At 59.7% G+C, this 25990-nt stretch carries 24 protein-coding genes; 16 read left to right on the top strand and 8 right to left on the bottom strand.

What is annotated here, in order from left to right; all coding sequences use genetic code 11:
- Positions 1 to 78: 78 nt before the first annotated feature.
- The 4 genes from EAY64_RS09475 (at position 79) to EAY64_RS09460 (ending at position 2433) form a co-directional block, all read left to right on the top strand.
- Positions 79 to 297, top strand: coding sequence for a hypothetical protein (locus EAY64_RS09475; protein ID WP_103524527.1), 219 nt, complete (start codon positions 79 to 81; stop codon positions 295 to 297).
- Positions 298 to 387: 90 nt separating this feature from the next.
- Complete coding sequence (gene mobB, locus EAY64_RS09470) at positions 388 to 897, top strand: molybdopterin-guanine dinucleotide biosynthesis protein B (RefSeq protein ID WP_103524566.1); 510 nt, start codon at positions 388 to 390, stop codon at positions 895 to 897.
- Positions 884 to 2086 (top strand): molybdopterin molybdotransferase MoeA, encoded by a 1203-nt coding sequence (locus tag EAY64_RS09465; RefSeq protein ID WP_103524526.1) that lies wholly within the window; start codon positions 884 to 886, stop codon positions 2084 to 2086. Before mobB ends, EAY64_RS09465 begins: the two co-directional genes overlap by 14 nt.
- A 2-nt stretch (positions 2087 to 2088) precedes the next feature.
- Positions 2089 to 2433 carry a 2Fe-2S iron-sulfur cluster-binding protein gene (locus EAY64_RS09460; protein ID WP_103524525.1) on the top strand — a complete coding sequence of 115 codons (345 nt, stop codon included), beginning with the start codon at positions 2089 to 2091 and terminating at the stop codon, positions 2431 to 2433.
- A 62-nt stretch (positions 2434 to 2495) separates the two neighbouring features.
- On the opposite strand, the gene EAY64_RS09455 is transcribed toward EAY64_RS09460, so the two are convergent.
- The 6 genes from EAY64_RS09455 to EAY64_RS09430 form a co-directional block, all read right to left on the bottom strand.
- Complete coding sequence (locus EAY64_RS09455) at positions 2496 to 4118, bottom strand: CHASE2 domain-containing protein (RefSeq protein ID WP_103524524.1); 1623 nt, start codon at positions 4116 to 4118, stop codon at positions 2496 to 2498.
- A gap of 21 nt (positions 4119 to 4139) precedes the next feature.
- On the bottom strand, positions 4140 to 5690 hold the full coding sequence (locus EAY64_RS09450; protein WP_103524523.1) for a FecR family protein: 1551 nt from the start codon (positions 5688 to 5690) through the stop codon (positions 4140 to 4142).
- 192 nt (positions 5691 to 5882) lie between these two features.
- On the bottom strand, positions 5883 to 6701 hold the full coding sequence (locus tag EAY64_RS09445) for an ABC transporter permease (protein WP_103524522.1): 819 nt from the start codon (positions 6699 to 6701) through the stop codon (positions 5883 to 5885).
- Between the two features lie 28 nt (positions 6702 to 6729).
- A complete protein-coding gene (locus tag EAY64_RS09440; protein WP_103524521.1) occupies positions 6730 to 7998 on the bottom strand; it encodes an ABC transporter permease in 1269 nt (422 codons plus the stop codon).
- Between the two features lie 118 nt (positions 7999 to 8116).
- A complete protein-coding gene (locus tag EAY64_RS09435) occupies positions 8117 to 9142 on the bottom strand; it encodes an ABC transporter substrate-binding protein (RefSeq protein ID WP_226034128.1) in 1026 nt (341 codons plus the stop codon).
- Positions 9143 to 9215: 73 nt separating this feature from the next.
- Positions 9216 to 10322 carry an ABC transporter ATP-binding protein gene (locus EAY64_RS09430; protein ID WP_103524519.1) on the bottom strand — a complete coding sequence of 369 codons (1107 nt, stop codon included), beginning with the start codon at positions 10320 to 10322 and terminating at the stop codon, positions 9216 to 9218.
- A gap of 204 nt (positions 10323 to 10526) precedes the next feature.
- Between EAY64_RS09430 and EAY64_RS09425 the strand changes: the two genes are divergently transcribed.
- The 3 genes from EAY64_RS09425 to EAY64_RS09415 all read left to right on the top strand — a co-directional run bounded on the left by EAY64_RS09425 (position 10527) and on the right by EAY64_RS09415 (position 13300).
- A complete protein-coding gene (locus EAY64_RS09425) occupies positions 10527 to 12314 on the top strand; it encodes a ribonucleoside triphosphate reductase (RefSeq protein WP_103524518.1) in 1788 nt (595 codons plus the stop codon).
- A gap of 103 nt (positions 12315 to 12417) precedes the next feature.
- A complete protein-coding gene (gene nrdD / locus EAY64_RS09420; RefSeq protein ID WP_103524517.1) occupies positions 12418 to 12597 on the top strand; it encodes an anaerobic ribonucleoside-triphosphate reductase in 180 nt (59 codons plus the stop codon).
- Positions 12575 to 13300 (top strand): anaerobic ribonucleoside-triphosphate reductase activating protein, encoded by a 726-nt coding sequence (locus EAY64_RS09415; protein ID WP_158604651.1) that lies wholly within the window; start codon positions 12575 to 12577, stop codon positions 13298 to 13300. Before nrdD ends, EAY64_RS09415 begins: the two co-directional genes overlap by 23 nt.
- Before the next feature lie 362 nt (positions 13301 to 13662).
- Here the strand turns inward: EAY64_RS09415 and EAY64_RS09410 are convergent, their stop codons facing one another.
- Positions 13663 to 15123 (bottom strand): efflux transporter outer membrane subunit, encoded by a 1461-nt coding sequence (locus EAY64_RS09410; RefSeq protein WP_226034129.1) that lies wholly within the window; start codon positions 15121 to 15123, stop codon positions 13663 to 13665.
- A 91-nt stretch (positions 15124 to 15214) separates the two neighbouring features.
- On the opposite strand from EAY64_RS09410, the gene EAY64_RS09405 reads away from it, so the two are divergent.
- The 6 genes from EAY64_RS09405 (at position 15215) to EAY64_RS20390 (ending at position 22806) form a co-directional block, all read left to right on the top strand.
- Entirely contained in the window at positions 15215 to 15832 is a 618-nt protein-coding gene (locus EAY64_RS09405) for a TetR/AcrR family transcriptional regulator (RefSeq protein ID WP_103524514.1), read from the top strand.
- Positions 15833 to 15916: 84 nt separating this feature from the next.
- The gene (locus tag EAY64_RS09400; protein WP_103524513.1) at positions 15917 to 17032 is read left to right on the top strand and encodes an efflux RND transporter periplasmic adaptor subunit; all 1116 of its coding nucleotides are present in this window, start codon (positions 15917 to 15919) and stop codon (positions 17030 to 17032) included.
- A complete protein-coding gene (locus tag EAY64_RS09395; protein WP_103524512.1) occupies positions 17029 to 20109 on the top strand; it encodes an efflux RND transporter permease subunit in 3081 nt (1026 codons plus the stop codon). The genes EAY64_RS09400 and EAY64_RS09395 overlap by 4 nt, the downstream gene beginning before the upstream one ends.
- A gap of 28 nt (positions 20110 to 20137) precedes the next feature.
- Complete coding sequence (locus EAY64_RS09390) at positions 20138 to 21325, top strand: thiolase family protein (protein WP_103524511.1); 1188 nt, start codon at positions 20138 to 20140, stop codon at positions 21323 to 21325.
- A 94-nt stretch (positions 21326 to 21419) separates the two neighbouring features.
- On the top strand, positions 21420 to 22226 hold the full coding sequence (locus EAY64_RS09385; RefSeq protein WP_103524510.1) for an oxidoreductase: 807 nt from the start codon (positions 21420 to 21422) through the stop codon (positions 22224 to 22226).
- A 418-nt stretch (positions 22227 to 22644) separates the two neighbouring features.
- Positions 22645 to 22806 (top strand): hypothetical protein, encoded by a 162-nt coding sequence (locus EAY64_RS20390; protein ID WP_158604649.1) that lies wholly within the window; start codon positions 22645 to 22647, stop codon positions 22804 to 22806.
- A 56-nt stretch (positions 22807 to 22862) separates the two neighbouring features.
- Here the strand turns inward: EAY64_RS20390 and EAY64_RS09380 are convergent, their stop codons facing one another.
- Positions 22863 to 23306 (bottom strand): winged helix-turn-helix transcriptional regulator, encoded by a 444-nt coding sequence (locus EAY64_RS09380; protein ID WP_103524509.1) that lies wholly within the window; start codon positions 23304 to 23306, stop codon positions 22863 to 22865.
- A 67-nt stretch (positions 23307 to 23373) separates the two neighbouring features.
- Here EAY64_RS09380 and EAY64_RS09375 point away from each other — a divergent pair, with 67 nt between their 5' ends.
- The 3 genes from EAY64_RS09375 to EAY64_RS09365 form a co-directional block, all read left to right on the top strand.
- On the top strand, positions 23374 to 24327 hold the full coding sequence (locus EAY64_RS09375; RefSeq protein ID WP_226034130.1) for an alpha/beta fold hydrolase: 954 nt from the start codon (positions 23374 to 23376) through the stop codon (positions 24325 to 24327).
- Positions 24328 to 24386: 59 nt separating this feature from the next.
- On the top strand, positions 24387 to 25385 hold the full coding sequence (locus tag EAY64_RS09370) for an NADP-dependent oxidoreductase (protein ID WP_103524565.1): 999 nt from the start codon (positions 24387 to 24389) through the stop codon (positions 25383 to 25385).
- A 51-nt stretch (positions 25386 to 25436) separates the two neighbouring features.
- A partial coding sequence (locus EAY64_RS09365) for an SDR family NAD(P)-dependent oxidoreductase (RefSeq protein ID WP_103524507.1) occupies positions 25437 to 25990 on the top strand: 554 nt, incomplete at its 3' end.

Raw genomic sequence — 25990 nt, 5'->3', positions numbered from 1 at the left:
GTGTTCGAAAACTTGTGGTTTGCTGCTGCTTGCGTCGATATTGGTAAGGTAAATGCATTCACGGGAAGGAGGGGCAGCATGAGTCGCTATTGCATCTGGTTTGTTACGCCCGACGATACTGTCATGCGGCGTGCCGAAGTGGCCATCAACGGCAGTATCCATTGTCATCAGGTGCTGGAAGAAATCGAGGCGCAACTGGCGCTGGATTGCGGGCTGAGCCAGGTGATGATTGTTGACTGGAAGCGTTTCGAGCAGCCCGAGGAGCAGGCGACGCATTTTGCCCGGGCGGTGGCCTGAGTACCGAATAACTAGGTCATCCGGCTGAATAATGGGGCAGGAGCGCATGTTATGATGCGCTCCTGCCCCATTTTATCGAGTAGCGCCACCATGTATGTCCTGGGAGTCGCCGGCTATTCCGGCAGCGGCAAAACCACCTTGCTGGAAAAAGTCATTCCGCTGCTGCTGGCCGCTGGGGTGGATGTGGCCGTGATCAAGCACACCCATCACGATGTGGACTGGGACCAGCCGGGCAAGGACAGCTGGCGACACCGCCAGGCCGGTGCGCGGCAGGTCTTGCTGGCGGGCGCGCAGCGCCGCTTGCTGGTGGAAACCATGCCACAGGGCAATGATGCGCCGCTGGCCGCCCATGTGGCAGCCTTGCGCCCCTGTGATCTGGTGCTGGCCGAAGGCTTCAAGCATGAAGCCATTCCCAAGCTGGAAGTGTACGACCCGCTGCTGGGCCATGCGCCCCTCTGCCTGCATGATAAGCAGGTGCTGGCCATGGTGTCGGATGCACCGCCGCATACTGCGCTACCCTGTTTTGCCCGGGACGATGCCGCCGGCCTCGCCCGTTTCATTCTTGCCTTGCTGGAACAACATCAAGATGCTCACCGTTGATCAAGCCCGCGACTGGCTGCTACAGCGCGCCAGGCCGCTTACCACTACTGAAACCGTTCCCTTGCTGCAGGCGCTGGGCCGCATTCTGGCGACGCCGCTGCTGTCCAGCCAGGATGTGCCGCCGCACGACAATAGCGCCATGGATGGCTATGCCGTGCGCTGTGCCGATGGCAGCGGGCCGCTGCCGGTATCGCAGCGCATTCCGGCGGGGACGCAGCCTGCGGCATTGCAAGCGGGCAGTGTGGCGCGCATTTTTACCGGAGCGCCCATTCCCGCTGGTGCCGATGGGGTGGTGATGCAGGAAATGGCCGAGCTGCAGCCCGATGGCCAGGTGGCGTTCAGCCAGAGCCCCCGTCCCGGACAGAATATCCGTCGTGCTGGCGAAGATATCCGCTGCGGCAGCGAAGTGTTGTCCGCTGGACAGCAGCTGAGTGCAGCGCATCTGGGGCTAGCGGCTTCCATCGGCGTGGCCGAACTGACAGTGTTCCGCCCGCTGCGGGTGGCGGTGTTCTTTACCGGTGATGAACTGGTGGAGCCGGGCCAGACACTGGCAGCCGGGCAAATCTATAACTCCAACCGTTACTGGCTGGTACCGGAACTGATGCGGCTGGGCTGCGAGGTGACCGATCTGGGTATCGTGCCGGATTCGCTCAGTCGCACCCGCGAAATCCTGCAGGACGCCGCCGCGCTGGCTGATGTCATCATGACTTGCGGCGGGGTGTCGGTGGGTGAGGAAGACCACGTCAAGGCGGCAGTGGAGGCCGAGGGCAGTCTGGATCTGTGGAAGATCGCCATCAAGCCGGGCAAGCCGCTGGCCAGTGGCCGGGTCGGGCAGGCGGGCTTTGTCGGCCTGCCGGGCAATCCGGTGTCCGGCTTTGTCACCTATCAGGTACTGGTCAAACCCTATCTGCAGCGTTGTGCCGGCCTGCTGGCAGACTGCGGCGTGGCCGTACAGCACTATCCGGCCGGCTTTGTCTGGGATCGACCCGACAGCCGGCGCGAGGAATTCCTGCGGGTGAAACTGCTGCAGCAGGATGGCCAGTGGCAGTTGCAGCCTTACCCCAATCAGGGCTCTGGTGTGCTGACCTCCTGCGCCTGGGCTGACGGGCTGGTGCGGCTGGCGGTCGGCCAGCAGGTGCGGCCGGGAGATTTGCTCGGCCTGCTGCCTATCGGGCGCTGCGGGAACTAGTCATGCCGCAGCTGCGATTTGTCGACCAGCAGCAGCGGCTGCTGGCCGAACTGGAGGCCCAGCCCGGTGATCTGTTGCTGGATGTGGCCAGACTGGCCGATGTGCCGCTGCACTGGCGCTGCGGGCAGGGCACTTGTGGCACTTGCAAGGTCCGCATCAGTCACGCCGGCCCGGCTCAGCCGGTGCTGCCCAGCCGTAAGGAGCGCAATGTATTGCTGCGGGCCGGGCTGATCGACAAGGCTGAGGCCGCCGCCGAGAGCTGGCCGGATGTGTCCGCCGGCTGGCGGCTGGCTTGCCATCTGGCGGTGGGGGAAGAGGACTGGTTGGTACTCTGTCCGCAAGATTAGCTCTGATAAAAAAGGCAGCCGGATGGCTGCCTTTTTCATGGCCATTTCTCAAGGATCACCCGTTAGCTGGACGCCGGGCTGACCACATTGCGGCCGGAGCGCTTGGCGATATACAAGGCGCCGTCGGCTTCTTCGTAGATGCGCTGGGCGGTATCGCCTTGCTGGGGGATGCGGGCGGCCACGCCGATGCTGCAGGTGACCTTTTGCAGCGGGCTGCCATCATGCGGCAGGTCCAGGTCTTCCAGCCGCTGGCGGAAGGTTTCGGCCGCATCAACCGCATCCTGCATGGTGGCGCCGGGCATCAGCACACCAAACTCTTCGCCGCCCAGCCGGGCCGGCAATTCGCCCTTGCGCTGGAATGACTCACGCAGCACATGAGCCACGCGCTTGAGCACCACATCGCCGGCATAGTGACCATACTGGTCGTTGTAAAGCTTGAAGTGGTCAATATCCAGCAGGATAAAGGCCAGCGGCTGCTGGGCATTGCGCTGGCGCTCGATGGCCGGGATGAATACTTCGTCGAAATGGCGGCGGTTGGCCAGCTGGGTCAGCCCGTCGGTGGTGGCCAGTGTCTGCAGGCTGGCCTGGCGGATAATGAAGCGGGTCAGGCCGGCGAGTGTCAGTACCAGCATGGTGCTGGCCGGGGCGAACCAGACATGGCCCTGGTTTAGCAGCAGCATGGACCCTACCGCCACCAGCAGGGCGGCAGCGGGATAGGCCAGCAGCACCGTGCGCTGCCGGCTCCATGGGCTAAGCAGGTAGTCCAGTGCCACGATCAGCAGCAGGGTCAGCAGCCCCTGGCGCAGCAGGCTGAGTGGCCGGATCAGGCTGTTATCCTGCAGTCCGCGCAGCAGATAAGCGTTGATCACCACGCCGGGCATGCCGGCGGAATTGGCGGAAATCGGCGTGGTGTGCATATCGCCCAGCCCGGCTGCCGTGACTCCGATCAGCACGATGCGGTCGCGGAATGTTTCACGCTCGGCATTGGACAGGGCATCGATATACGACATGCGTTCGAAGGGTTCGGCACCGTTGCCAAAGGGCACCAGCACTTCGTCGTCGCGTACCCATGATTCGTCGTTGGCATGAAAGGGCAGTTTCAGTGCCGGCGCGGGCAGGCCTTGTGCCACCTCATGCACTGCCTTGGCAAAGCCGGGAAAGTCCGGTGTGCCAAGGCCAGCCATCAGATAGGTGCGGCGGATGACGCCATCGTTGTCGCGCTCGAAGTCGGTGTGTCCCAGCCGGTTGGACGCTGCGGCCAATAAGGGTATCGGCCGGGTCTCGGTCAGGGTGTCGCCGGCACTTTCCGGAAACACCGGGCTGACCACCTTGCCATTGCGGCGAATGGCGGCGGCCAGCGACTGGTCGGGTTTGTTGCTGGCCAGCGTGCTTTCCGCCAGGGCGATGTCGAGGCCGACGGCCTTGGCGTATTGCAGCTGGTCGATCAGGCGGGCGTGCAACTCGCGTGGCCAGGGCCAGCTGCCCATCTCGGCCAGGCTGCGGTTGTCCACTTCGATCAGGATGGGGTCGTCGGCACTCTTGTGCAGCACATGGCGGCTGAGTGCCGCGTCGTAAAACCAGTAATCCAGTCGCTGCACGGTACCGGTCAGGGCCAGCAGCAGGCCGAGCAGACCCGCCAGCAGGGGAAGCAGTTGGTAAGACCGGTGTTTTATCGGTGATGGCATGCGCTTATTTTATGCGATTGCTCATTGGATGTTGATTTTTTCAATCGCTTCCACCGCGTGATATCCATCATCTCCATTGACTTCGAGTTGGGCAAAGTACTGGCCGCGTGGCAGTTTGTCCAGCAACCAGGCCGGTTGCGGCTGGGTGTCGTGGTAACTGATGTTGTGCATGGCCGGATTGTCCGCCAGTTTGAGCGTGTAGTGTGCACCGCTCACCGGATACCGCCGCCCCAGCAGGGCGGGCGTGTTGTTGCCGATGCTGGAGAACAGGCCCTTGACCACGACCTGCTGGGCATCGCTGAAGGGGCCGGGCTGGCCCTTGTCATCCAGCCGCGCCACGCGCCAGAACCACTGGCCCTTGTCTGGCAGCTGCAAGGTGATGTCGCCATCTTGCAGCGTGAGGTTCTGGCTGATACTGGCAAAGTCGCTGCTACGGGATAGTTGCAGTTGCACGGGCTGCTGCGGACTGGCCAGCAGCTTGAGCGGCAGCGACTGGCTGCGGATTTCCTGTACGCCGGCGGTGCCGAACAGCAGCGGCGGTGGCGGGAAGGCATTCAGGGTGAAGGTCTTGCTGCTGTCGAAGCCTTCCAGTCCGTGCTGGTTGCGCGCGCGTGCCGATAGCAGGTATTCGCCATTGGCGGGCAGTGCCGGGAACAGCTGTGGTGCTGCCACCGTGCGCTCGGCCAGCAGGCGGCCATGCTCGCCCGGTCCGCGCAGCTTGATGCGGTAGGCCACGGCCTGCTGGTCTCCGCTCCATTTGAGCAGGGGCGGATTGAAGCTGCTGCTTGCGGGCAGCAGGCCCAGGTCTGGCGCGGCGGGCAGGGCTTCCGGTGTGGTGGGTTTGCCGGAGCCTGAAGCCAGCGTGCCAAAGCCGGCCGGGACATCAACCTGGGCCTTGCTCTTGCCACTGACGCTGACCTTGCCACGCAACACTTCGGTCATGGTGGCGCTGACCGACTCCGTGTTGACGCGGAATTCGGTACCGCGCACGGTGGTGACCGCCGATGGCGTGCGAATCTGGTAGCGGTTGGGCATCAGGATGTTGGGAATCACTGAGCTGCCGGCATTGCCCTTGTCCAGCTTGATTTCAGTTTTGGCCGAGCCAGTGCTGGGATAGTAGATTTCGTTTTGCAGCTGGGCGCTGGAATTGGCGTTCAGCAGCAGGGTGGAGCCGTCTTCGAAGCGCAGCTTGAGCATGGCATCGTTGCCGGTCTGGAACTGCACGCCCTTGGGGTAACGCATGTCCTTGTTGATGGGGAGTGGCTTGCCCTTGGCGTCGTGGGCGCTGACTTCTCCGGAAAACTCTTCGATTTGTGCACTGGACGGATGTTGCCGTACCCAGGGATAAGGCACTTTGATACGGCTGCCCGGCGTCAGGCGGTAGGGGTCGGCGATGTGATTGAGGCTTTGCAGGCGCGGCACATAGGCGGGGGATGACAAGTGCTGGTCAGCAAACGACCACAGCGAATCCCCCGGCTTGACCTGGTATTCCCAGGTGGCCGAGTCAATGCCTGGGGCGGCAAGCAGGGATGAGCTAACAAGGAGCAGGCTTAATGCCGGGATAAGTCGCATAAACAAACTTGCACAGGAATGGGCGCACAGGGCGCAGACTTTCTGAATACTAAGCTGCTGGCCGCGGATTACAAGCAACAGCGGTTCCGTCTGCAAAATGAATAATGATTTCTTGACAAAAATCAGGCCGACCTGTTAGGGCCGGCCTGCAATGCTCTGCAATGGATGGAGCAGATGAGGGAATCGTCAGCTTTAGCTGGTGCGCAGGCGCTCGCTGCGGCCACGCAGCCATTCCAGTGTCAGCAGCAGCAGGATGGAGAAGCCGATCAGCAAGGTGGCAGCTGCCGCAATGGTGGGGCTGAGGTTTTCACGAATGCCGCTGAACATCTGCCGTGGCAGGGTGGCTTGTTCCGGACCAGCCAGGAACAGCGTCACCACCACTTCATCAAACGAGGTGGCAAAGGCAAACAGCGCACCGGAAATCACCCCCGGGGCAATCAGCGGCAGGGTGATGCGAAAGAAGGTGGTGATGGGCGAAGCACCCAGGTTGGCCGCCGCACGGGTCAGGTTGTGGTTATAGCCTTGCAGGGTGGCCGTCACGGTAATGATGACAAAGGGTACGCCCAGCGCGGCATGCTCCAGGATCAGCGTGGTATAGCTGTTGTCCATGCCCAGCGGGGCAAAGAACAGGTAGCTGGCCACGCCGACGATTACCACCGGTACCACCATGGGCGAAATCAGCAGGAACATGATGATGCCCTTGCCACGGAATTCACCACGGGTCAGGCCGATGGAGGCCAGCGTACCCAGCACCATGGCCAGCACGGTGGCGGCCGGAGCCACGATCATGCTGTTCTGCAAGGAGCGGATCCACTCCGGTGCGCTGAACAGGTCCTGATACCAGCGGAAGGAGAAGCCGGTCAGCGGGTACACCAGGAAGGAACCCTCGTTGAAGGACAGCGGGATGATGACCAGCACCGGCATGATCAGGAAGAGCAAGGTCAGGCCGCTGGTGATGCGCAGTACGTAGTGCCACACCTTTTCGATGGGCGACATGGTCGGGTTCAGCATGTTTTATGTCTCCGGGAAAGGGTGAGGATCAGCCCAGGCGCAGGCTCTTGGCGCCCACCAGCCAGTTGTAAACGATGTACAGGATCATGGTGGCTGCCAGCAGCAGGCCGCCCAGAGCGGTAGCCATGCCCCAGTTGATCGAGGTGTTGGTGTAGAAGGCGACGAAGTAGCTCACCATCTGGTCGTTCGGGCTGCCCAGCAAGGCCGGGGTGATGTAGTAGCCGATGGACAGGATGAACACCAGCAGGGCCCCGGCGCTGATGCCGGCCACGGTCTGCGGGAAATACACGCGCCAGAAGCTGGCAAACGGGTGGCAGCCCAGCGAGATGGCGGCTTTCATATAGCTGGGGGAGATGCCTTTCATCACGCTGTAGATGGGCAGGATCATGAAGGGCAGCAGAATGTGCACCATGGAGATGTACACGCCGGTGCGGTTGAACACCAGTTGCAGCGGATGATCGATGAGGCCCAGCCATTCCAGGGTGGAGTTGATCAGGCCACCGGATTGCAACAGCACGATCCAGGCGGCAACGCGCACCAGAACGGAAGTCCAGAACGGCAGCAGTACCAGAATCATCAGCAGGTTGCTGCTGCGGGTGGGCAGGTTCACCAGCAGGTAGGCCAGCGGGTAGGCCAGGGCCAGTGCGATGGCGGTGACCACCAGGCTCATCCAGAAAGTACGGGTGAAGATGTCCAGGTAAATGGCCTGGTCCGGCGCGGAGCGACTGATTTCACCCAGGTCGTCGATACGGTGGTCCAGCGAGGCCAGCAGGTAGAACGGGGTCTGGCTGCTGGTGTTGCGGCGGATGGCCTGCCAGTAGGCCGGGTCACCCCAGCGCTCGTCCAGATTGGTCAGCGCGTCCTTGTAGGATTTGGGGGCCGGGTCCATCGGCAGGGCGCGGGCAGTCTTGTTCAGCAGGCTGCGGTAGCCGGCCACTTCCATGTTCAGGCGCTTGCCCAGGTCACCCAGTTTCTGGTCGTCGTGTGCTTGCTGGATATCCTGTGCCGCGGCGGCATAGACGGTTTCCGGCGGCAGGGCGCGGCCGCTCCAGCTGGAGATGGCCTTGACCGTGTGCGGCATGGCGTCAACCACTTCCGGGTTGTTGACGCTCTTGAACAGCAGGCTGGTGATCGGCAATACGAATACCAGCAGGATGAACAGCACCAGCGGCAGGATCAGCAGCTGGGACTTGAATTTGTTCATGCGCTCGGCGCGGGCCAGTTTCTGTTTCAGAGAACGGCCGGCCTCCGGCAGGGTGGCTGCGATAGCGGTGGTGGGTGCAGAGGAAGCGGTCATTCTTCCGGCTCCGGATCAGGTAAGGGGACAGAACCCCCTGGGGATGAACCCCCGAGGGGGCGGACCTGCTGCCGGTAGTTATAAAGAGCCGGCAGCAGTCATGCTTACTTACAGCTGCTTATTTGGCAGCCCAGGCGTTGAAGCGTTGTTCCAGCGATTCGCCGTAGTCAGCCCAGAAAGCCACATCCACGGCTACGCCGCTCTTGATGTTCTGCGGGGCGGTCGGCAGGTCGGCTACCAGCTTCTTGTCCAGCAGCGGTACGGCTTTCTTGTTGGTCGGGCCGTAGGCGATATTCTGCGAGTACACCTTCTGGTTTTCCGGCTTGCTGGCGAAAGCGATGAACTTCAGCGCAGCGTCCTTGTTCGGCGAGCCCTTCGGGATAGCCCACGAATCAAAGTCGTACATGCCACCGGACCAGACGATCTTCAGGTTCTTGCCTTCCTTCTGGGTGTTGGCAATACGGCCGTTATAAGCCGAGCTCATCACCACGTCGCCGGATACCAGGTACTGCGGCGGCTGTGCGCCGGCTTCCCACCACTGGATGTTCGGCTTCAGCTGGTCCAGCTTCTTGAAAGCGCGGTCAACACCAGCCGGGGTGGCCAGTACCTTGTACACGTCTTTCGGGGCTACGCCGTCAGCCATCAGCGCTACTTCCAGGGTGTACTTGGCACCCTTGCGCATGCCGCGCTTGCCCGGGAATTTCTTCACGTCCCAGAAGTCTTTCCAGCCGCTCGGGCCAACCTTCAGCTTGTCGGCGTTATAGGCCAGTACGGTGGACCATACGAAAATGCCCACGCCACAAGTCTGGGCAGCACCCGGTACGAAATCAGCCTTGTTGCCGATCTTGCTGTAGTCCAGCTTTTCGAACATGCCTTCATCGCAACCGCGAGCCAGTTCCGGGGATTCCACTTCCAGCACGTCCCAGGACACGCTCTTGGTGTCGACCATGGCCTTCACCTTGGCCATTTCGCCGTTGTACTCACCGCCTACCACCTTGACGCCAGTGGCCTTGGTGAAGGGGGCGTAGTAGGCCTTTTCCTGGGCAGCCTTGTTGGCACCGCCGAAGGAAATCACGGTCAGGTCAGCGGCCAGCGCAGTCTGAGCACAGCAAGCAGCAACCACGGCCAGCGAAAGAGCTTTCATGCATTTCTTCATTTGATAGATCTCCATATTGTTTTGAGACTACAGCTACTACACGCTACTCACTTGCACGCACTCACTCGGCCAGTTCGACGGGATCGAGCGCTCTTACGTGTTCTACATTCCAGCCCAGGGAAATCACGTCGCCCACTGCCAGCTTGGGGTCGAGGGTGGCGATAGGCTGTTTGACGATGAAACTGGAGTTGCCACAGGCTTCCATGCGGATACGCACGTGGTCGCCCAGATAGATGAATTCGCGTACGCGGCCGGAGAAGCGGTTTTGCTCCTGCGCCACGTTCAGCTTGATACGTTCCGGGCGGATGGACAGCGATACCGGCTGGCCGGGGGCTGCGTCATGCACGGCCATGGCTTCCACGCGTTCGCCATTTTCCAGGCCCACGGTACAGCGCTCGCCGTCGCGGCTGAGCAGCTTGCCGTGCAGGCGGTTGTTTTCGCCGATGAAGTTGGCAACAAAGGTATTACGCGGATGCTCGTACAGGCCTTGCGGGCTGTCGATCTGCTGGATTTCACCTTGATGGAACACTGCCACGCGGTCGGACATGGTGAGCGCTTCGCTCTGGTCGTGGGTTACATACACCACGGTCACGCCCAGGCGTTCGTGCAGATGCTTGATTTCCATCTGCATGTGTTCGCGCAGCTGCTTGTCCAGCGCACCCAGCGGTTCGTCCATCAGCACCAGTTGCGGCTCGAACACCAGGGCGCGGGCCAGGGCCACGCGCTGTTGCTGGCCACCGGACATCTGGCCGGGGTAGCGGTTGGCAAACTTGTCCAGCTGCACCATGGACAGGGCGCGTTTCACCCGTTCGGTGACATCGGTCTTGTCCATGCCGCGCACTTTCAGCGGGAAGGCCAGGTTCTCGGCCACGGTCATGTGCGGAAACAGCGCGTAGTTCTGGAACACCATGCCGATATCGCGCTTGTGCGGCGGTACGCGGTTGAGCGAACGCTCGCCCAGCATGATCTCGCCGGCGGTCGGGGTTTCGAAGCCGGCCAGCATCATCAGACTGGTGGTCTTGCCGGAGCCGGACGGACCCAGCAGGGTCAGGAATTCGCCCTTGCGGATGTCCAGATTGAGATCCTTCACGATCAGGGTCTCGCCGTCGTAGCTCTTTTGTACGTTCTTGAAGCGGACCAGGATGTCGCTTGCGTTCGTTTCAGCCATGACCACTCCTGTTTAAATGGTGATGACTGAATTGTAAAAAGTGGATGACAGCAGGGGTATCGGGGGGCTGCGGATTTTACTGTCAGGAAAAATGCTGTAGTCCTGTAGGGCAATCCCTACAAGACAGGGACATATAAAGACGGCAGCTGCCTGGCCTGTCCGGCCGGCAGAGGCGGCACTTGATCCGAATCAAGCCTTTTTCAGCTGTGGCTTTGCTGTGTAAAAAATCAATATATAGTGTCTGAAAATTTCAAGGCACTACATATTGTTATGAAAAAACCTGTCATGGTCAGTCCGCTTGCCACGCTGGACGAATACCTCAGTCGCGCCGACTGGCGCGTCTCTGCCAATGCCAACCAGGGCTATAGCCTGGGTGGGATGATTCTGAACGCCGCCGGCAAACTGACTGCCAATTACTGGCTGGACGGCATCTATCCGCCTGAAGTGGCACAGGCTCACCGCGAGGCCGATTTTCACCTGCACGATCTGGACGTGCTGGCTGGCTACTGCGCTGGCTGGTCGCTGCGCCAGTTGCTGCACGAGGGCTTCAACGGCGTGCCGGGGCGGGTGGAATCCGCGCCGCCGCGCCATCTGGGTTCGGCACTGGGGCAGATGGTGAATTTTCTGGGCACCCTGCAAAACGAATGGGCCGGGGCACAGGCTTTTTCCAGCGTGGACACTTATCTGGCCCCCTTCATCAAGCGTGATGGCCTGAACGACGCGCAGGTGGAGCAAGCCATGCAGGAGTTTGTCTACAACCTGAACGTGCCCTCACGCTGGGGCACGCAAACGCCGTTTACCAATCTCACCTTCGACTGGAGCTGCCCAGCCGACCTGGCCGGCCAGATTCCGCTGATTGCCGGTGAGGAAATGCCGTTCTGCTATGGCGACTGCCAGCCGGAAATGGACCAGATCAACCGCGCCTTCCTGCGGGTGATGGCCAGTGGCGACGCCCATGGCCGGGCTTTTACCTTTCCCATTCCCACCTACAACATCACCCCGGATTTCGACTGGGATAGCCCGAATGCCGAGCTGCTGTTCGACTTGACCGCGCGCTACGGCCTGCCGTACTTCCAGAACTTCCTCAATTCCGATCTGGAGCCGCAAATGGTGCGCTCCATGTGCTGCCGGCTGCAGCTGGACCTGCGCGAACTGCTCAAGCGCGGCAATGGCCTGTTTGGCAGCGCCGAGCAAACCGGCTCGCTGGGGGTGGTAACGCTTAACTGCGCCCGGCTGGGCTACCGCTTCCGTGGCGACTGGAATGGCCTGCTGGCCGAAACCGACCGCCTGCTGGAGCTGGCCCGCATCAGCCTGGAAATCAAGCGCCAGCGAGTGCAGGGCTGGATGGATGACGGCCTCTATCCTTACACCAAGCGCTATCTGGGCACTTTGCGCAATCACTTCTCCACCATCGGCGTAAATGGCATCAACGAGCTGGTGCGCAATTACACCGGCGATGCCGAAGATATTGCCAGCACTGCCGGCCAACAGCTGGCACTGGATCTGCTCGACCACATCCGTACGCGCATGGTGCAAATGCAGGAAAGCACCGGCCATCTGTACAACCTGGAAGCCACCCCGGCGGAGGGCACCACCTACCGCTTCGCCCGCGAAGATCGCAAGCGCTACCCGGACATCCTGCAGGCCGGCCCGGTCGACAAGCCTTACTACACCAATTCCAGCCAGCTGCCGGCCGGACATACCGATGACCCGTTCGTCGCGCTTAGTCATCAGGAACCGCTGCAGCGGCGCTATACCGGCGGCACCGTGCTGCACCTGTATATGACTGAAGCCATCAGCTCCACCGCCGCCTGCAAACAGCTGGTGCGCCGATCGCTGCAGCGCTTCCGCCTGCCCTATATCACGGTCACGCCCACCTTTTCCGTGTGCCCGCAGCATGGCTATCTGCATGGCCATCACGAATTCTGCCCCAAGTGCGATGCCGAACTGCTGGCCCGCACCACGGCAGCCACCGCGCCGGGCTGCTGCTGAGTAGCGCTGACAACATGCTGCGGCGGTGCGCCTGGCCTCAGGACACCACGCCATTTTGTTAGCCCGCTCCCAGCAACACACCCGACACCTCAACAGGAGAGAAATGATGTCATCCCAAATCCTAGCCAAACAGGCAGAACAGCTGGACCCGGCACTGCGAACCCGCTGCGAAGTATGGACCCGCGTAATGGGCTATTTCCGCCCGGTTTCTGCCTTCAATGTGGGCAAACAGGGCGAATTTGCTGAACGCCTGCATTTTGATGAAGAACATCTGCAGCGCTGAGTCACCCAGCCCGGCTAGCCCGGCGCTGCTACCGCTGGCCGGCATCGAGCCGTTTTCCAGCTGCGACTGGCCGGGGCGGCTGGTGGCCACGGTATTCGTGGCCGGCTGCCCCTGGCGTTGCGGCTATTGTCACAATCCCGATCTGCAGGCGCGCGGCGCCGGTGTGCTTGGCTGGGGCAGCGTGCAGTCCATGCTGGCGGCGCGGGTGGGCTTCCTGGACGGCGTGGTGTTCTCCGGTGGCGAGCCCACGCTGGCCCCGCAACTGGCAGACTGGATGCACGACGCCCGCCTGCTGGGGCTGGCCATCGGCCTGCACACCGCCGGCATCTACCCGCAGCGGCTGGCCGCGGTGGCCGGGCTGGTGGACTGGATAGGGCTGGACATCAAGGCTGCCCCCGGCGGTGTGGATGCCGTGACCGGCGTGCCGGGCAGCGAGGCGCGCATGTGGCAGGCGCTGGATGTTGCGCTGGCAAGCGGGGCTGCACTGGAATGTCGTACCACGCTGGACCCGCGCGTGATGACGGCAGACAGCCTGTACCGGCTGGCCGACACCCTGCAGGCCAAAGGCGTCACCCACGCCGCCTTGCAGCAGGGCAGGGATGGCACAGGCCAGCCCTTGTTTGATGCTGCACAGTGGCCGGGCAGGGCGGTGCTGGATTACTGGCAGCACTCCTTTGCGCATTTTGCCTGGCGGGCAGCCTAGCACCCGCTGCCGTGCGGCAGATCAAGCAGTGGAGTTAAGCGCCTGGCGACAGCGAATCCACCCTGTGCGTGAGCCGCTACAAAACCGGCTCTTATTCCGTGTCGGCAAGCGGGCGGTCATCCTGTTCGGTGCGATGTTGCCGGATACGAATGGTCGTGTAGATCGGTATCTGAAACAGGGCAGGAAACTTTGCCATGCCAATGCGCTAGCATGACTGTTATCGGCCAGGAGCGGCCATTGCCAAAATACGAAGCCAAGGTCTCAAGCTCGGCCAAAGCGGTCCTTCGCATACAAGATATGAGACGGCTGCTCTAATGTTGAAAGCAGCCATAAAAATATCCAGTAAACAAGATGCGGCTCAATCATTTTATTGCCAGCATATCCGCCCCACTGGGCTGCCAACCGCCACCTAGTGCCTTGAAGGCTGCAACCGCCGCACGTGCTGCTTCCGTTTTGGCTTGTGCTTGCGCGTCGGAGGCGCGCAGCAGGTTTTCATCAGCCTGTAGTACCTCGATCAGACTGACGACCCCTTGTTGATATGCCGCAAACGAAGCGGACCTGGCACGGCCCAGCGAATCAACCCCCCGCGCCAGGACAACAGACTGCTCCTCGCGTTTAAGCAAAGAAGAGAAGGCGTTTTCGACATCCTCTGTTGCATGCAGCACGGCAAGTCGATAGGCGGCCAGCATCTCGGCCTCTTGCCCCTTGGCTTGTTCAATCTGCGCGTTGATGCGGCCAAAATCGAAGAGACGCCAACGCAGCCCCAGTACGCCTGCGGCCTGGCTGGCACCACTGGTGAACAGATTGCCGGAGGAAACTGCCGTGGCACTACCCAGCAGCCCACTTAATGACAGCTTGGGGTAGTACTCGGCAATCGCCACGCCAATGCGGGCATGGGATGCAGCCAGACGACGCTCGGCCACAATCAGGTCTGGCCGACGCCGCAGCAAGTCGGCGGGTGACCCGGTGGCGGTAATGTGAGGAACGGTCGGGATGGCACTCACGGTGGCCAGTTCGGCGCGATGGGTGCCGGGGGGCGAGCCCAGCATCACATCCAGGGCATTCATGGCGGCGTCCAGCCCTGTTTCCAGCACAGGCACTGCGGACTGAACTTCTGCCAGCGCCCCTGCCGCTTGGTCTACCTGCAGTTCAGCCGCCAATCCTTTGCCATACAGCAGCTGGATGGTATCAAGCAGTGCTTGTTGTTTCTCAACCTGCTGACGTGCAATGTCCAGGCGGGTTTGCAAGCCGCGGATGCTGATATAGATGTCGGCAGTCTGGGCAGCCACCGTCAGACGTGTAGCAGTTGCACCTGCCTGAGAGGCTTGGTAATCGGCGAGTGCCGCTTCCCGGTCACGACTTAAACCAGCAAACAAATCCAGCTCCCAGCTGGCACCGAGGTCTGCCTGGTAAGTATTGCCATAGCGCTTGAATCCCGGTTGCGCATTCAACAGCTGGCCCAGGGGTGTTTCAACCGACTGGTAGGCTCTGGCGGCTTGGCCGCTGATCGTGCCTGAGGGCAGTAACGCAGCGGTGGCCGCTCCCAGCCCTGCCCGGGCTTGCAGGACGCGTGCGGATGCTTGTGCGAGATCCAGATTCTGTTCCAGTGCCAACATGACGTATCGACTCAGTTGCGGATCGCCAAACCCCGTCCACCATGTAGCCAGGTCGGCCTCGGTGGCGGCATGGCGTTGTTCCACGGCGGCAGCGCCCAGATAGCTCGCCGAGGTCGGTATATCGGGCCGCGTGTAATCAGGACTAACGGCACAGCCGGTCAACAAACTGGCGGCAACAAGCAAGGCGAGGGGGTGTTTGGCTGGCACGGAAGGCTCCGAAGAAAAATAAACTATAGTGACCATAATACATATTAGTCACTTGTTGTCAATTTTTGAGCACGTCTGTAAGCTACTAGCCATGAAAAATGCACACACATCCCCGAACGCAGCACGTGGCCCGGCGGATCACGAAGTCCGCGATCAAATCGTGACTGCCGCCACCGAGCATTTCAGCCTCTATGGTTACGAAAAAACCACGGTGTCTGACCTTGCCAAAGCCATTGGCTTTTCCAAGGCCTATATCTACAAGTTCTTCGAATCCAAGCAAGCCATTGGCGAGATGATTTGCAGCCAGTGCCTGCGCGAGATCGAAAACGATGTCAAAGCTGCTGTTGACGCAGCGGAAGGCCCGCCGGAAAAGCTGCGGCGCATGTTTAAAACCATTGTGGAATCAAGCCTCAGGCTGTTTTTTCAGGATAGAAAGCTGTACGAGATTGCAGCGTCTGCAGCGGGTGAGCGCTGGCCGGCGACCGTTGCTTACGAGGAGCGCATTCGCAATTTGCTGGAAGACATCGTGCAGCAGGGGCGGCTCAGCGGCGACTTTGAACGCAAGACCCCGCTGGATGAAACGACCAAGGCAATTTTCCTGGTGATACGGCCCTTTCTGCACCCCTTGATATTGCAATACAACTTTGATTACACCGAGGTGGCCCCGGCCCAGCTTTCCAGCCTGGTACTACGCAGCCTGTCGCCATGAAGCTATATGTGATTAGTGACTATTGACTAAATTGGTCACAAGAATAATACTGAAAGTCCCGATCACTTCGTCAAAGGGACTTTCATGCTTCGGCGTCGCCTTACCATCTCTACCGTCATCTGTGCCTTGCCGTTTGCCCTGGTCGCTTGCGGCGAAAAAGTTCAGACAGATTCCCGTACCAGCATCCCGCTGGTACGTACTGCCCTGGTGCAGGCCGGCACGCCTGAATCCCGCTCATTCACTGGCACCGTAGCCGCCCGCGTTCAAAGCGATCTTGGCTTTCGCGTTGCCGGCAAGGTGCTGGAGCGCCTGGTCGACGCAGGCCAAACCGTCAAGCGCGGCCAACTGCTGATGCGTATCGACCCGGTCGATCTGCGGCTTGCCGCCAATGCCCAGCAGGAAGCGGTCAGCGCAGCACGGGCACGGGCGCAGCAGGCGGCACAGGATGAAGCGCGTTACCGTGAGCTGCGCGGTACCGGTGCCATCTCCGCTTCTGCTTACGACCAGAGCAAGGCGGCAGCGGATGCAGCCAAAGCCCAGTTGAGCGCAGCAGAAGCCCAGGCTGATGTGGCCCGTAATGCCAGTCGTTATGCCGAGTTGCTGGCGGATGGTGATGGCGTGGTGATGGAAACGCTGGCCGAGCCCGGCCAGGTGGTGAATGCCGGGCAAACCGTCGTGCGTCTTGCCCATGCCGGTCGGCGTGAAGCAGTCATCCAGCTGCCAGAGACCTTGCGTCCTGCGGTAGGCTCCATCGGGCAAGCCACGCTATATGGATCGGATACCCATCGTGTTCCCGCCAAACTTCGTCAGCTCTCGGAGACTGCCGATCGCCTGACCCGTACCTTCGAAGCACGCTATGTGCTGGAGGGTGACTTGGCCAATGCGCCGCTGGGCGCGACCGTTTCCATCCAGATTCAGTATGGTCATGCGCTTGATGCGGCGGGCATGCAGGTACCCATTGCAGCCTTGTTCGACGCGGGTAAAGGGCCTGGCGTCTGGGTCGTGACTGGCAAACCGGCCAAGGTCTCCTGGCAACCTGTCGTGGTCCAGCGTATTGAAGATGACAATGCACGCGTAAGCGGCAAGCTCGTACCGGGCGACAAGATCGTCGCACTCGGAGCCCACCTGCTGCGTGAAGGCGAACAGGTCCGGCTTGTCAAACAGGTCTTCAATAGCGCTATGGAAGGGGACCGCCCATGAGCGAGAGCCGCTTCAATCTATCTGCTCTCGCCGTACGGGAGCGCGCCATCACCTTATTCCTGATCCTGCTGATTTCCGCCGCAGGCGTCCTGGCCTTCTTCAAACTCGGCCGGGCGGAAGATCCGCCATTTACCATCAAGCAGATGACGATTGTGACCGCCTGGCCGGGCGCAACGGCGCAGGAGATGCAGGATCAGGTGGCAGAGCCCCTGGAAAAACGTATGCAAGAGCTACGGTGGTATGACCGCACCGAAACCTTCACGCGACCCGGTTTGGCTTTCACCATGGTTTCCCTGCTCGATAGCGCGCCACCAGCGGAAGTTCAGGAAGAGTTCTATCAGGCCCGCAAAAAGATTAGTGACGAAGCCAAAAAGCTGCCCGCAGGCGTCATTGGCCCCATGGTCAACGATGAATATGCAGACGTGACGTTTGCCCTGTTTGCCCTCAAAGCCAAGGGCGAGCCGCAAAGACTGCTGGTGCGTGATGCGGAGGCGCTGCGGCAGCAACTGCTACATGTCGCCGGGGTCAAGAAGGTCAATATCATCGGCGAGCAGCCGGAACGTATTTTCGTCTCATTCTCGCATGATCGTCTGGCAACGCTGGGCGTTACGCCGCAGGACATATTTGCCGCCTTGAACAGCCAGAACGTGCTGACGCCAGCCGGGTCGATCGAAACCAAAGGCCCCGAGGTGTTTGTCCGTATCGATGGGGCGTTCGACAAGCTAGAGAAGATTCGGCAGACCCCGATTGTTGTACAGGGGCACACGCTGAAGCTGTCCGATGTGGCCACTGTGGCACGTGGCTATGAAGACCCCGCTACCTTCCTGGTCCGCAATGGCGGTGAACCGGCCTTATTGCTCGGCGTGGTGATGCGCGACGAATGGAACGGGCTTGATCTGGGCAAGGCACTTGAGGCCGAAGTCACCAGGATCAATGCCGAACTCCCCAAGGGAATGAGCTTGTCGAAAGTGACAGACCAGGCGGTCAATATCCACTCCGCAGTGGACGAGTTCATGGTGAAGTTCTTCGTCGCCTTGCTGGTGGTGATGGTGGTGTGCTTTGTCAGCATGGGCTGGCGCGTCGGTATTGTGGTGGCTGCGGCGGTTCCGCTGACGCTGGCTGCCGTGTTTGTCGTCATGGCTGCTTCCGGCAAGAACTTTGACCGCATTACCCTTGGCTCCCTGATCCTGGCACTGGGCTTGCTGGTGGATGACGCCATCATTGCGATTGAAATGATGGTGGTGAAGATGGAGGAAGGGTACGACCGTATTGCCGCGTCGGCTTATGCCTGGAGTCATACGGCCGCCCCCATGCTTTCGGGGACCTTGGTCACCGCAATCGGCTTCATGCCAAACGGATTCGCACGATCCACGGCAGGTGAATATACCAGCAACATGTTCTGGATCGTCGGGATTGCGCTGATTGCGTCGTGGGTGGTGGCCGTGGTCTTCACGCCCTATCTCGGGGTCAAGTTGTTACCAGACTTCAAGCAGGTGGAAGGAGGACATGGAGCGCTCTACGACACACCGCGCTACAAACGCTTCCGGCAGTTACTGGGGCGCGTCATTGCCAGCAAATGGTGGGTTGCCGGCGCAGTTGTCGGGATGTTTACGCTGGCCATTGTGGGCATGGGTATCGTGAAGAAGCAGTTTTTTCCGACTTCCGACCGGCCAGAAGTGCTGGTTGAAGTGCAGATGCCTTATGGCACTTCGATCCAGCAAACCAGTGCTGCAACAGCGAAGGTAGAAGCGTGGCTGGCCAAGCAGAAAGAAGCAAAAGTGGTGACGTCCTACATTGGGCAAGGTGCACCCCGCTTTTTCCTGGCCATGGCACCGGAATTGCCTGATCCGTCCTTTGCCAAAATCGTGGTGCTGACAGGTAATGACCTGGAGCGGGAAACCCTCAAGTTCCGACTGCGCGAGGCGGCAGCCGCGGGCTTGGCTCCCGAGGCAAGAGTCCGTGTCACCCAGATCGTGTTTGGTCCTCCTTCGCCCTTCCCGGTTGCCTATCGTGTGATGGGGCCAGACCCCGACAAATTGCGCGAGATTGCCAAGCAAGTAGCAGGGGTAATGAATGCTAGCCCGATGATGCGTACCGTCAACACGGATTGGGGCGCGCGCGTACCCACCCTGCATTTTGTGCTTGATCAAGATCGCTTGCAGGCTCTCGGTCTGAGTTCAAGCGCAGTGGCATCGCAATTGCAGTTCCTGCTCACGGGAGTGCCGCTGACCGAGGTGCGGGAAGATATCCGTTCCGTACAGGTGATTGGCCGTGCCGCCGGTGATATCCGCCTTGATCCCGCGAAGATTGCTGGTTTCACGCTGGTCGGCGTGGCCGGGCAGCGCATTCCCTTGTCCCAGGTCGGTAAGGTCGAGGTGCGTATGGAGGATCCCATCCTGCGGCGCCGCGACCGTACGCCAACCATCACGGTGCGTGGTGACATTGCCGAAGGCTTGCAGCCGCCAGACGTATCAACAGCAATGACCAAGCAGCTGCAACCCATCATGGCAATGCTGCCCAGTGCCTATCGCATCGTAGAAGCTGGCTCCATTGAGGAGTCCGGCAAGGCCAGCACTGCCATGCTGCCGCTGTTTCCAATCATGATTGCCCTCACGCTACTCATCATCATTCTGCAGGTTCGCTCCATCTCCGGGATGGTGATGGTTTTCCTCACCAGTCCGCTGGGGCTGATCGGCGTGGTACCGACGCTGCTGCTGTTCCAGCAACCCTTCGGCATCAATGCGCTGGTGGGCCTGATTGCCTTGTCCGGCATCCTGATGCGCAACACGCTGATTCTGATCGGCCAGATTCGTGAAAACGAAAAAGCCGGGCTGGACCCGTTCCGCGCAGTCGTCGAGGCAACGGTGCAGCGGGCACGGCCAGTGATTCTGACTGCGCTGGCGGCCATTTTTGCCTTCATCCCGCTCACCCATTCGGTGTTCTGGGGAACGCTGGCTTACACCCTGATTGGCGGCACCTTGGCCGGGACCATCCTGACCCTGGTATTCCTGCCGGCCATGTATTCGATCTGGTTCAAGATCAAACCCGTTCAATCAAAAAGCCGATTCGCCGCTTGATGCCACTTGATGCGCAAGGAGAAGTGAAATGAAGCAAAGAGAAATTGTCATCTGCAACCCGGTACGTACCGCCATTGGAAACTATGGCGGCAGCTTGAAAGACACACCCGCAACGGTACTTGGCGCTGCGGCAGTTCAGGCAACATTGCAGCGCTCTGGCCTCTCGCCTCAAGCCCTTGATGCTGTGGTGATGGGCAATGTCATTCAAGCCGGTGCCAGGATGAATCCCGCCCGTCAGGCTGCTATTCATGCAGGCTTACCGGTCGATATTCCTGCTTTCACCGTGAATCGAGTTTGTGGTTCTGGTGCCCAGGCGATTGTCTCTGCCGCGCTCGAAATACTGGCGGGTTACGGAAACTGCGCGATTGCCGGCGGAATGGAGAATATGGATCAAGCACCGTACCTGATTCCGGCTGGGCGCTGGGGCTATCGCATGGGCAACGGCCAGGTCATTGACAGCATGTTGAATGACGGACTGAACGATGCATTCAGTGGTCAACATTCCGGTTGGCATACCGAAGATCTGGTGAGCCGTTTCCATATCAGTCGCGAGCAGCAGGACCAGTGGGCCTTGCGCTCTCAGCTGCGCTTTGCGGCGGCGCAAGCAGCCGGAAAATTCGAAGATGAAATCATTCCGGTCGAATTGCAGAGTCGAAAAGGAACCGTCGTTTTTGCCAGGGACGAAAGCAATCGGCCGGAAACGACAATCGAGGCTCTGCGCCGCCTTAAACCGGCATTCCGCCCCGATGGCACGATCACTGCCGGGAATGCGCCAGGGCTCAACAGTGCAGCCTCTGCCATGGTGATTGCACAACGCAGCTTTGCAGAGACGCATGGTCTGCAGCCATCGGTACGCTTGGCATCCTATGCGGTCGCTGCGGTTGAACCCGGCCTGTTTGGCATGGGGCCGATACCTGCGGTAAAGCTTGCCATGGAACGCGCTGGCTGGAAGACCTCCGATGTGGATCGTGTGGAGATCAATGAAGCCTTTGCCGCCGTTTCGTTACTGTGCTTACAGCAACTTGGCTTTGCCGAGGACATTGTCAATGTCGAAGGTGGCTCCATTGCGCATGGCCACGCTATCGGTGCCACCGGCGCAATTCTCACGACACGGCTGATTCACTCCATGCGTCGAGACAAGCTGCGGCGCGGCATCGTGACCTTGTGCATCGGCGGCGGTCAAGGCATCGCCCTGGCGCTTGAGACACTTGACTGAGCGCAACTTCATTTGTCCTGCTCCTGCTCAGGGGCAGGGTCATGGACCTGGCCCGCATATTTGCCAAGCATTTACCACACACGGAAAAACCATCATGTCGAATTCCAGGGTTGTCATCATTACTGGTGTGTCATCGGGCATAGGCCGCGCTACTGCGGAGCAGTTTACCCAACGAGGTTGCCGTGTATTCGGCACGGTCCGGAACATTGCAACAGCGCAGGCCATCGCCGGTGTAACGCTCATCGAAATGGATATCCGCGACAACACATCAGTTCTGCAAGGGATTCAAACCGTTATCGATCTGGCCAAGCGCATCGACGTGCTGGTCAACAGTGCCGGCGTGACCCTGCTGGGCGCACTGGAAGAAGCCTCGATTGCCGAAGCGCAAACGCTGTTTGATACCAATCTCTTTGGTCTTATGCGGGTTTCCAAGGCGGTGCTGCCCCACATGCGCAAGCAACGCTCCGGACGTATCGTCAACGTCAGTTCGGTGTTGGGCTTTCTGCCCGCACCCTATATGGCGCTTTATTCAGCGTCCAAGCATGCTGTTGAAGGCCTGTCCGAGACCCTGGATCACGAGCTTCGCCAATTCGGCATCCGCGTGGCCTTGGTCGAGCCTTCCTTTACCAAGACAAACCTGGATATCAATGCGCCGCAGACGGTTTCCAGAATCTCCGACTATGACGCAGAACGCGGCGTCGTTGCCCAAGCCATTCAAAACAATGTCCAGAAAGCGCCCAATCCCGACGGTGTCGCCTCTACCATTGTTAATGCTGCTTTAGGCGCGTGGAAAATGCGCCATACGCCGAAAGGTGAGGCCTCTCTTCTGGCCAAGTTGCGCCGTTTCATGCCTGCTGGTCCGGTCGAGAAGGGGCTGCGCAAAACCTTTGGTCTGTCGTGAAATCCAATCCCACATTCTGATTCCGGATGCGTTGGCTGCTTGCTAACGCTTGACCCAGCGCTGACCCGATATCGACCAGACAAGAAAAAAGCCAACCGCTGACGGTTGGCTTTTTTCTTTGGCAGATCAGGGATCTGCCGGAATCCGGTGTGGAGCGGGCGATGGGAGTCAAACACGTAGACCAGCTTCTACATCAATGGAAGTGCTTTGACATCAAATACCAAAGCACACAATGGGCTTTTTCACGCAGCAAGATGAGCAACTCTTTGTTTGTATCAATTTGATAGTGACTTGAGGGTGGAGTGCTGCTAAAGTCACTACCGAAATAGTACTTATGCTAATCCTCTCAACAATCTCGCTTCAGCCTGAGTGACATAGAGGATAAGTTGCCCTCCATCTTGCATACAGGAGTAAACAAATGTTCATCATTGCAGCCCCACTGGCTTATCTTGTGTTCGCATTCATGTCTGTTGGTATTGGCCATGATCTTGCCGTGCCTACAGATCAATCGAGCCAGCAGGCCAACACCTCTATCAAAAACAGCAGCTTGCTTGCCATCCCTGCAGTTGGAAGCCAATGAGCCGGACTGACAGCTGAATCATCACTGCGCTGGCAGCCTGTACATTGACAGTGCTGTCAGCGCTCATCCGGTACAACGACTCGCATCGGACGCGTTCCGATCTTGGCGCCGGTCACTTCATCCACCGCAATCGCCTGAATTTCAGTCCCCGTTTCGGCATCAAAGAACTGCGTCAGCTTGCCACCACCCCGGTATTTGCGTCCCCAAGCCCCGATCATGAACAGCACCGGTAAAAAGTCCCGACCTGCCTCGGTCAACAGGTATTCCTCACGCGGCGGGTGTTCCGAGTAGCGCCGTTTTTCCAGCAGTCCTTCCTCAGTCAGAGTCGCCAAACGGCGGGTCAGCATGGTGGGCGCAATACCCATGCTCTTGCGGAATTGGTCGAAACGGGTCAGTCCGGCATGGGCATCGCGCAGGATCAAAATGCTCCAGGCATCACCGGCAACGCTCAGGCTGCGGGAGATCGGGCAAGGGTTCTCACAACTATTTTCTGTGTCCATACTATTTTGATAGTGACTTATCGGGAAATTGGTAGTATTGTTCGTATCACTTTGATACTAACACTTCATGGACTGGCAATCCACCCGTCGGGAGATTTCTTTGATGCGCACAAACAATACAGGCACTTCATCGGCCGCCAAGACAGTTGCTGCACAACATGCTGTGCATGTTGTGCAGCCGGTACGCAAAGCGAAATGGCAGGACGTCGCAACCCGTACCATTAACGCTGGCGGGGTGTCTTTTGCCTATCGCGATCTGGGCCCCGATTCCGGTGTGCCGGTTATTTTTCTGCATCACCTGATGGCAGTACTGGACGATTGGGACCCGCGTGTTATCGATGGCATCGCCACCAAGCGTCGCGTCATTGCATTTGACAACCGCGGGGTGGGTGCCTCGACAGGGCGTGTACCCGAGACGGTGGAAGAAATGGGGCATGATGCCATTGCCTTTATCCGTGCCATGGGGTTTACACAGGTGGATTTGCTCGGCTTCTCCCTGGGCGGTGGCGTTGCCCAAATGGTGGCATTGCAAGCACCGGATCTGGTGCGGCGGATCGTGCTGGCCGGTACCGGGCCGCGTGGTGGTGGCGGTATTGAAAAAGTGACCAAAGTGGCTGTTCTGGCCTACATCAAGGCGGCGTTGACCTGGAGCGATGCCAGACATTTTCTGTTCTTTCCTCGTACCACTGAAGGAAAGCACGCTGCGCGGGATTACTTCACCGCCCTGAAAATGCGGACGACTAACCGCGACAAGGGCATTTCCCTGCAAGCCAGACTTGCCCAATTGAAAGCCATCAAGACTGCTGGGCTGAGTGCGCCAGATGATCTCTCCGTGATTAAGCAGCCGGTTTTTGTCGCCAACGGTGATCGTGACCTGATGGTGGACAGCAGCCATTCCGCAGACATGGCGCGCCGCTTGCCCAATGCACAACTGACGATTTATCCCGACTCAGGACACGGTGGCGTGTTCCAGCACTACCGGACGTTTGTGTCCGCTGTGTTGGACTTTCTCGCGGATTGAGCTGAGCCGGTTGAGCAGGCAAGACAAAAATCAAGAACCAAGGATGAAAGTTGAAAACCATGAAAGCACTCACCTTCAAGCGCTATGGCAAGTCGCCAGAGATCGGCATTACCGAAGTGCCCCGGCCAGCACTCAAAGCTGATGAACTGCTGGTGAAGGTTCACGCCGCCGGGCTTAACCCGATCGACAATATGATTCCGACCGGGATGTTCAAGCCGGTGCTGCATTTCCAGCTACCTGCCGTCCTGGGGAGTGACCTGGCCGGTGTCGTGACCGAGGTGGGGAGTCATGTGACGCGCTTCAAGCCGGGCGATGCCGTATTTGCCAGCATTTTCGACCTGGGCACCGGGGCAATTGCTGAATACGCCGTCGTGCCGGAGCGTGCAGCTGCACTGAAACCTGAAAATCTGGACTTTGTGCAAGCCGCTTCCATTCCGATGGTGGCCCTCACCTCGTGGCAAGCGCTGAAAGAGCGGGCCAATCTGCAGGCGGGCCAGAAGGTCTTCATTCCGGCCGGGTCCGGCGGGATAGGCACGTTTGCCATCCAGCTGGCCAAGCACCTGGGCGCAAAGGTTGGCACCACAACGAGTACGGGCAATGTTGACCTGGTACGCAGCCTGGGTGCCGATGAGGTTGTCGACTACAAAAAGCAGGAATTTGAAACCGTGCTGCGTGGCTACGATGCCGTGCTGGGCACAACACGCGGTGACACCATTGAAAAGTCACTTGCCATTCTCAAACCGGGTAGCCGGATCGTCTCGCTCATTGGCCCGCTGGATGCGGCATTTGCCCGCAGAAAACGCTTGAATTTTGTGCTGCGCTTCGTGTTCGGCTTGATGAGCCGCAAGATCATGCGCCTAGCGCGGCAGCGGGACGTCTCTTATTCCTTTCTGTTCGTCCGTCCGGATGGCAGTCAACTCGCAGCCATCAGCAAGCTACTGGAAACAGGGCAGATCAAGCCGGTAATCGACAAGGTATTTCCGTTCAATCAAGCCAAAAATGCACTTGAATACCTGGCCCAGGGACGATCCAAGGGCAAGGTCGTGGTCAAGCTGTAAGGCGCGCGGCACTTCCGCTTCCCACCCAATCAACTGATTCAGAGAAAAGCCATGACTACACTTCCGACCGTTTTCATTACCGGTGCCTCCAGCGGCATTGGTGCCACCTATGCCGAACGCTTTGCACGTCGCGGCCACAATCTCATTATTGTTGCGCGTGACAAATCGCGCCTGGAGGCCTTGGCCACGCGCCTGCGTGCCGAGCACCAGGTATCTGTCGAGGTGCTGCAAGCCGACCTGACCAACACGGCAGAACTGTCCGTACTGGAGGCAAGGCTGCGTGATGACGCAGGTATCGGCATCTTGATCAATAACGCAGGCATGGCGCAATCGGGAGACTTCCTGGCGCAATCCGCCGAGGCGATTGAACGCCAGATCACGCTTAACACCACCGCCTTGACACGGCTTGCTGCCGCGATTGCACCGCGCCTCGCGCAGTCCGGTACCGGTGCCATCGTCAATATTGGCTCGGTGGTGGGTTTCGCGCCGGAATTCGGCATGTCGATTTATGGCGCGACCAAAGCCTTTGTGCTGTTTTTGTCGCAGGGGCTGAGCCTGGAGTTGTCCCCCAAAGGCGTTTACGTACAAGCAGTGCTGCCGGCAGC

This window comes from Aquitalea palustris, assembly GCF_003693445.1.
GTDB classification, from domain to species: Bacteria; Pseudomonadota; Gammaproteobacteria; order Burkholderiales; family Chromobacteriaceae; genus Aquitalea; species Aquitalea palustris.
This window is presented reverse-complemented; position numbering and strand designations above follow the sequence as displayed.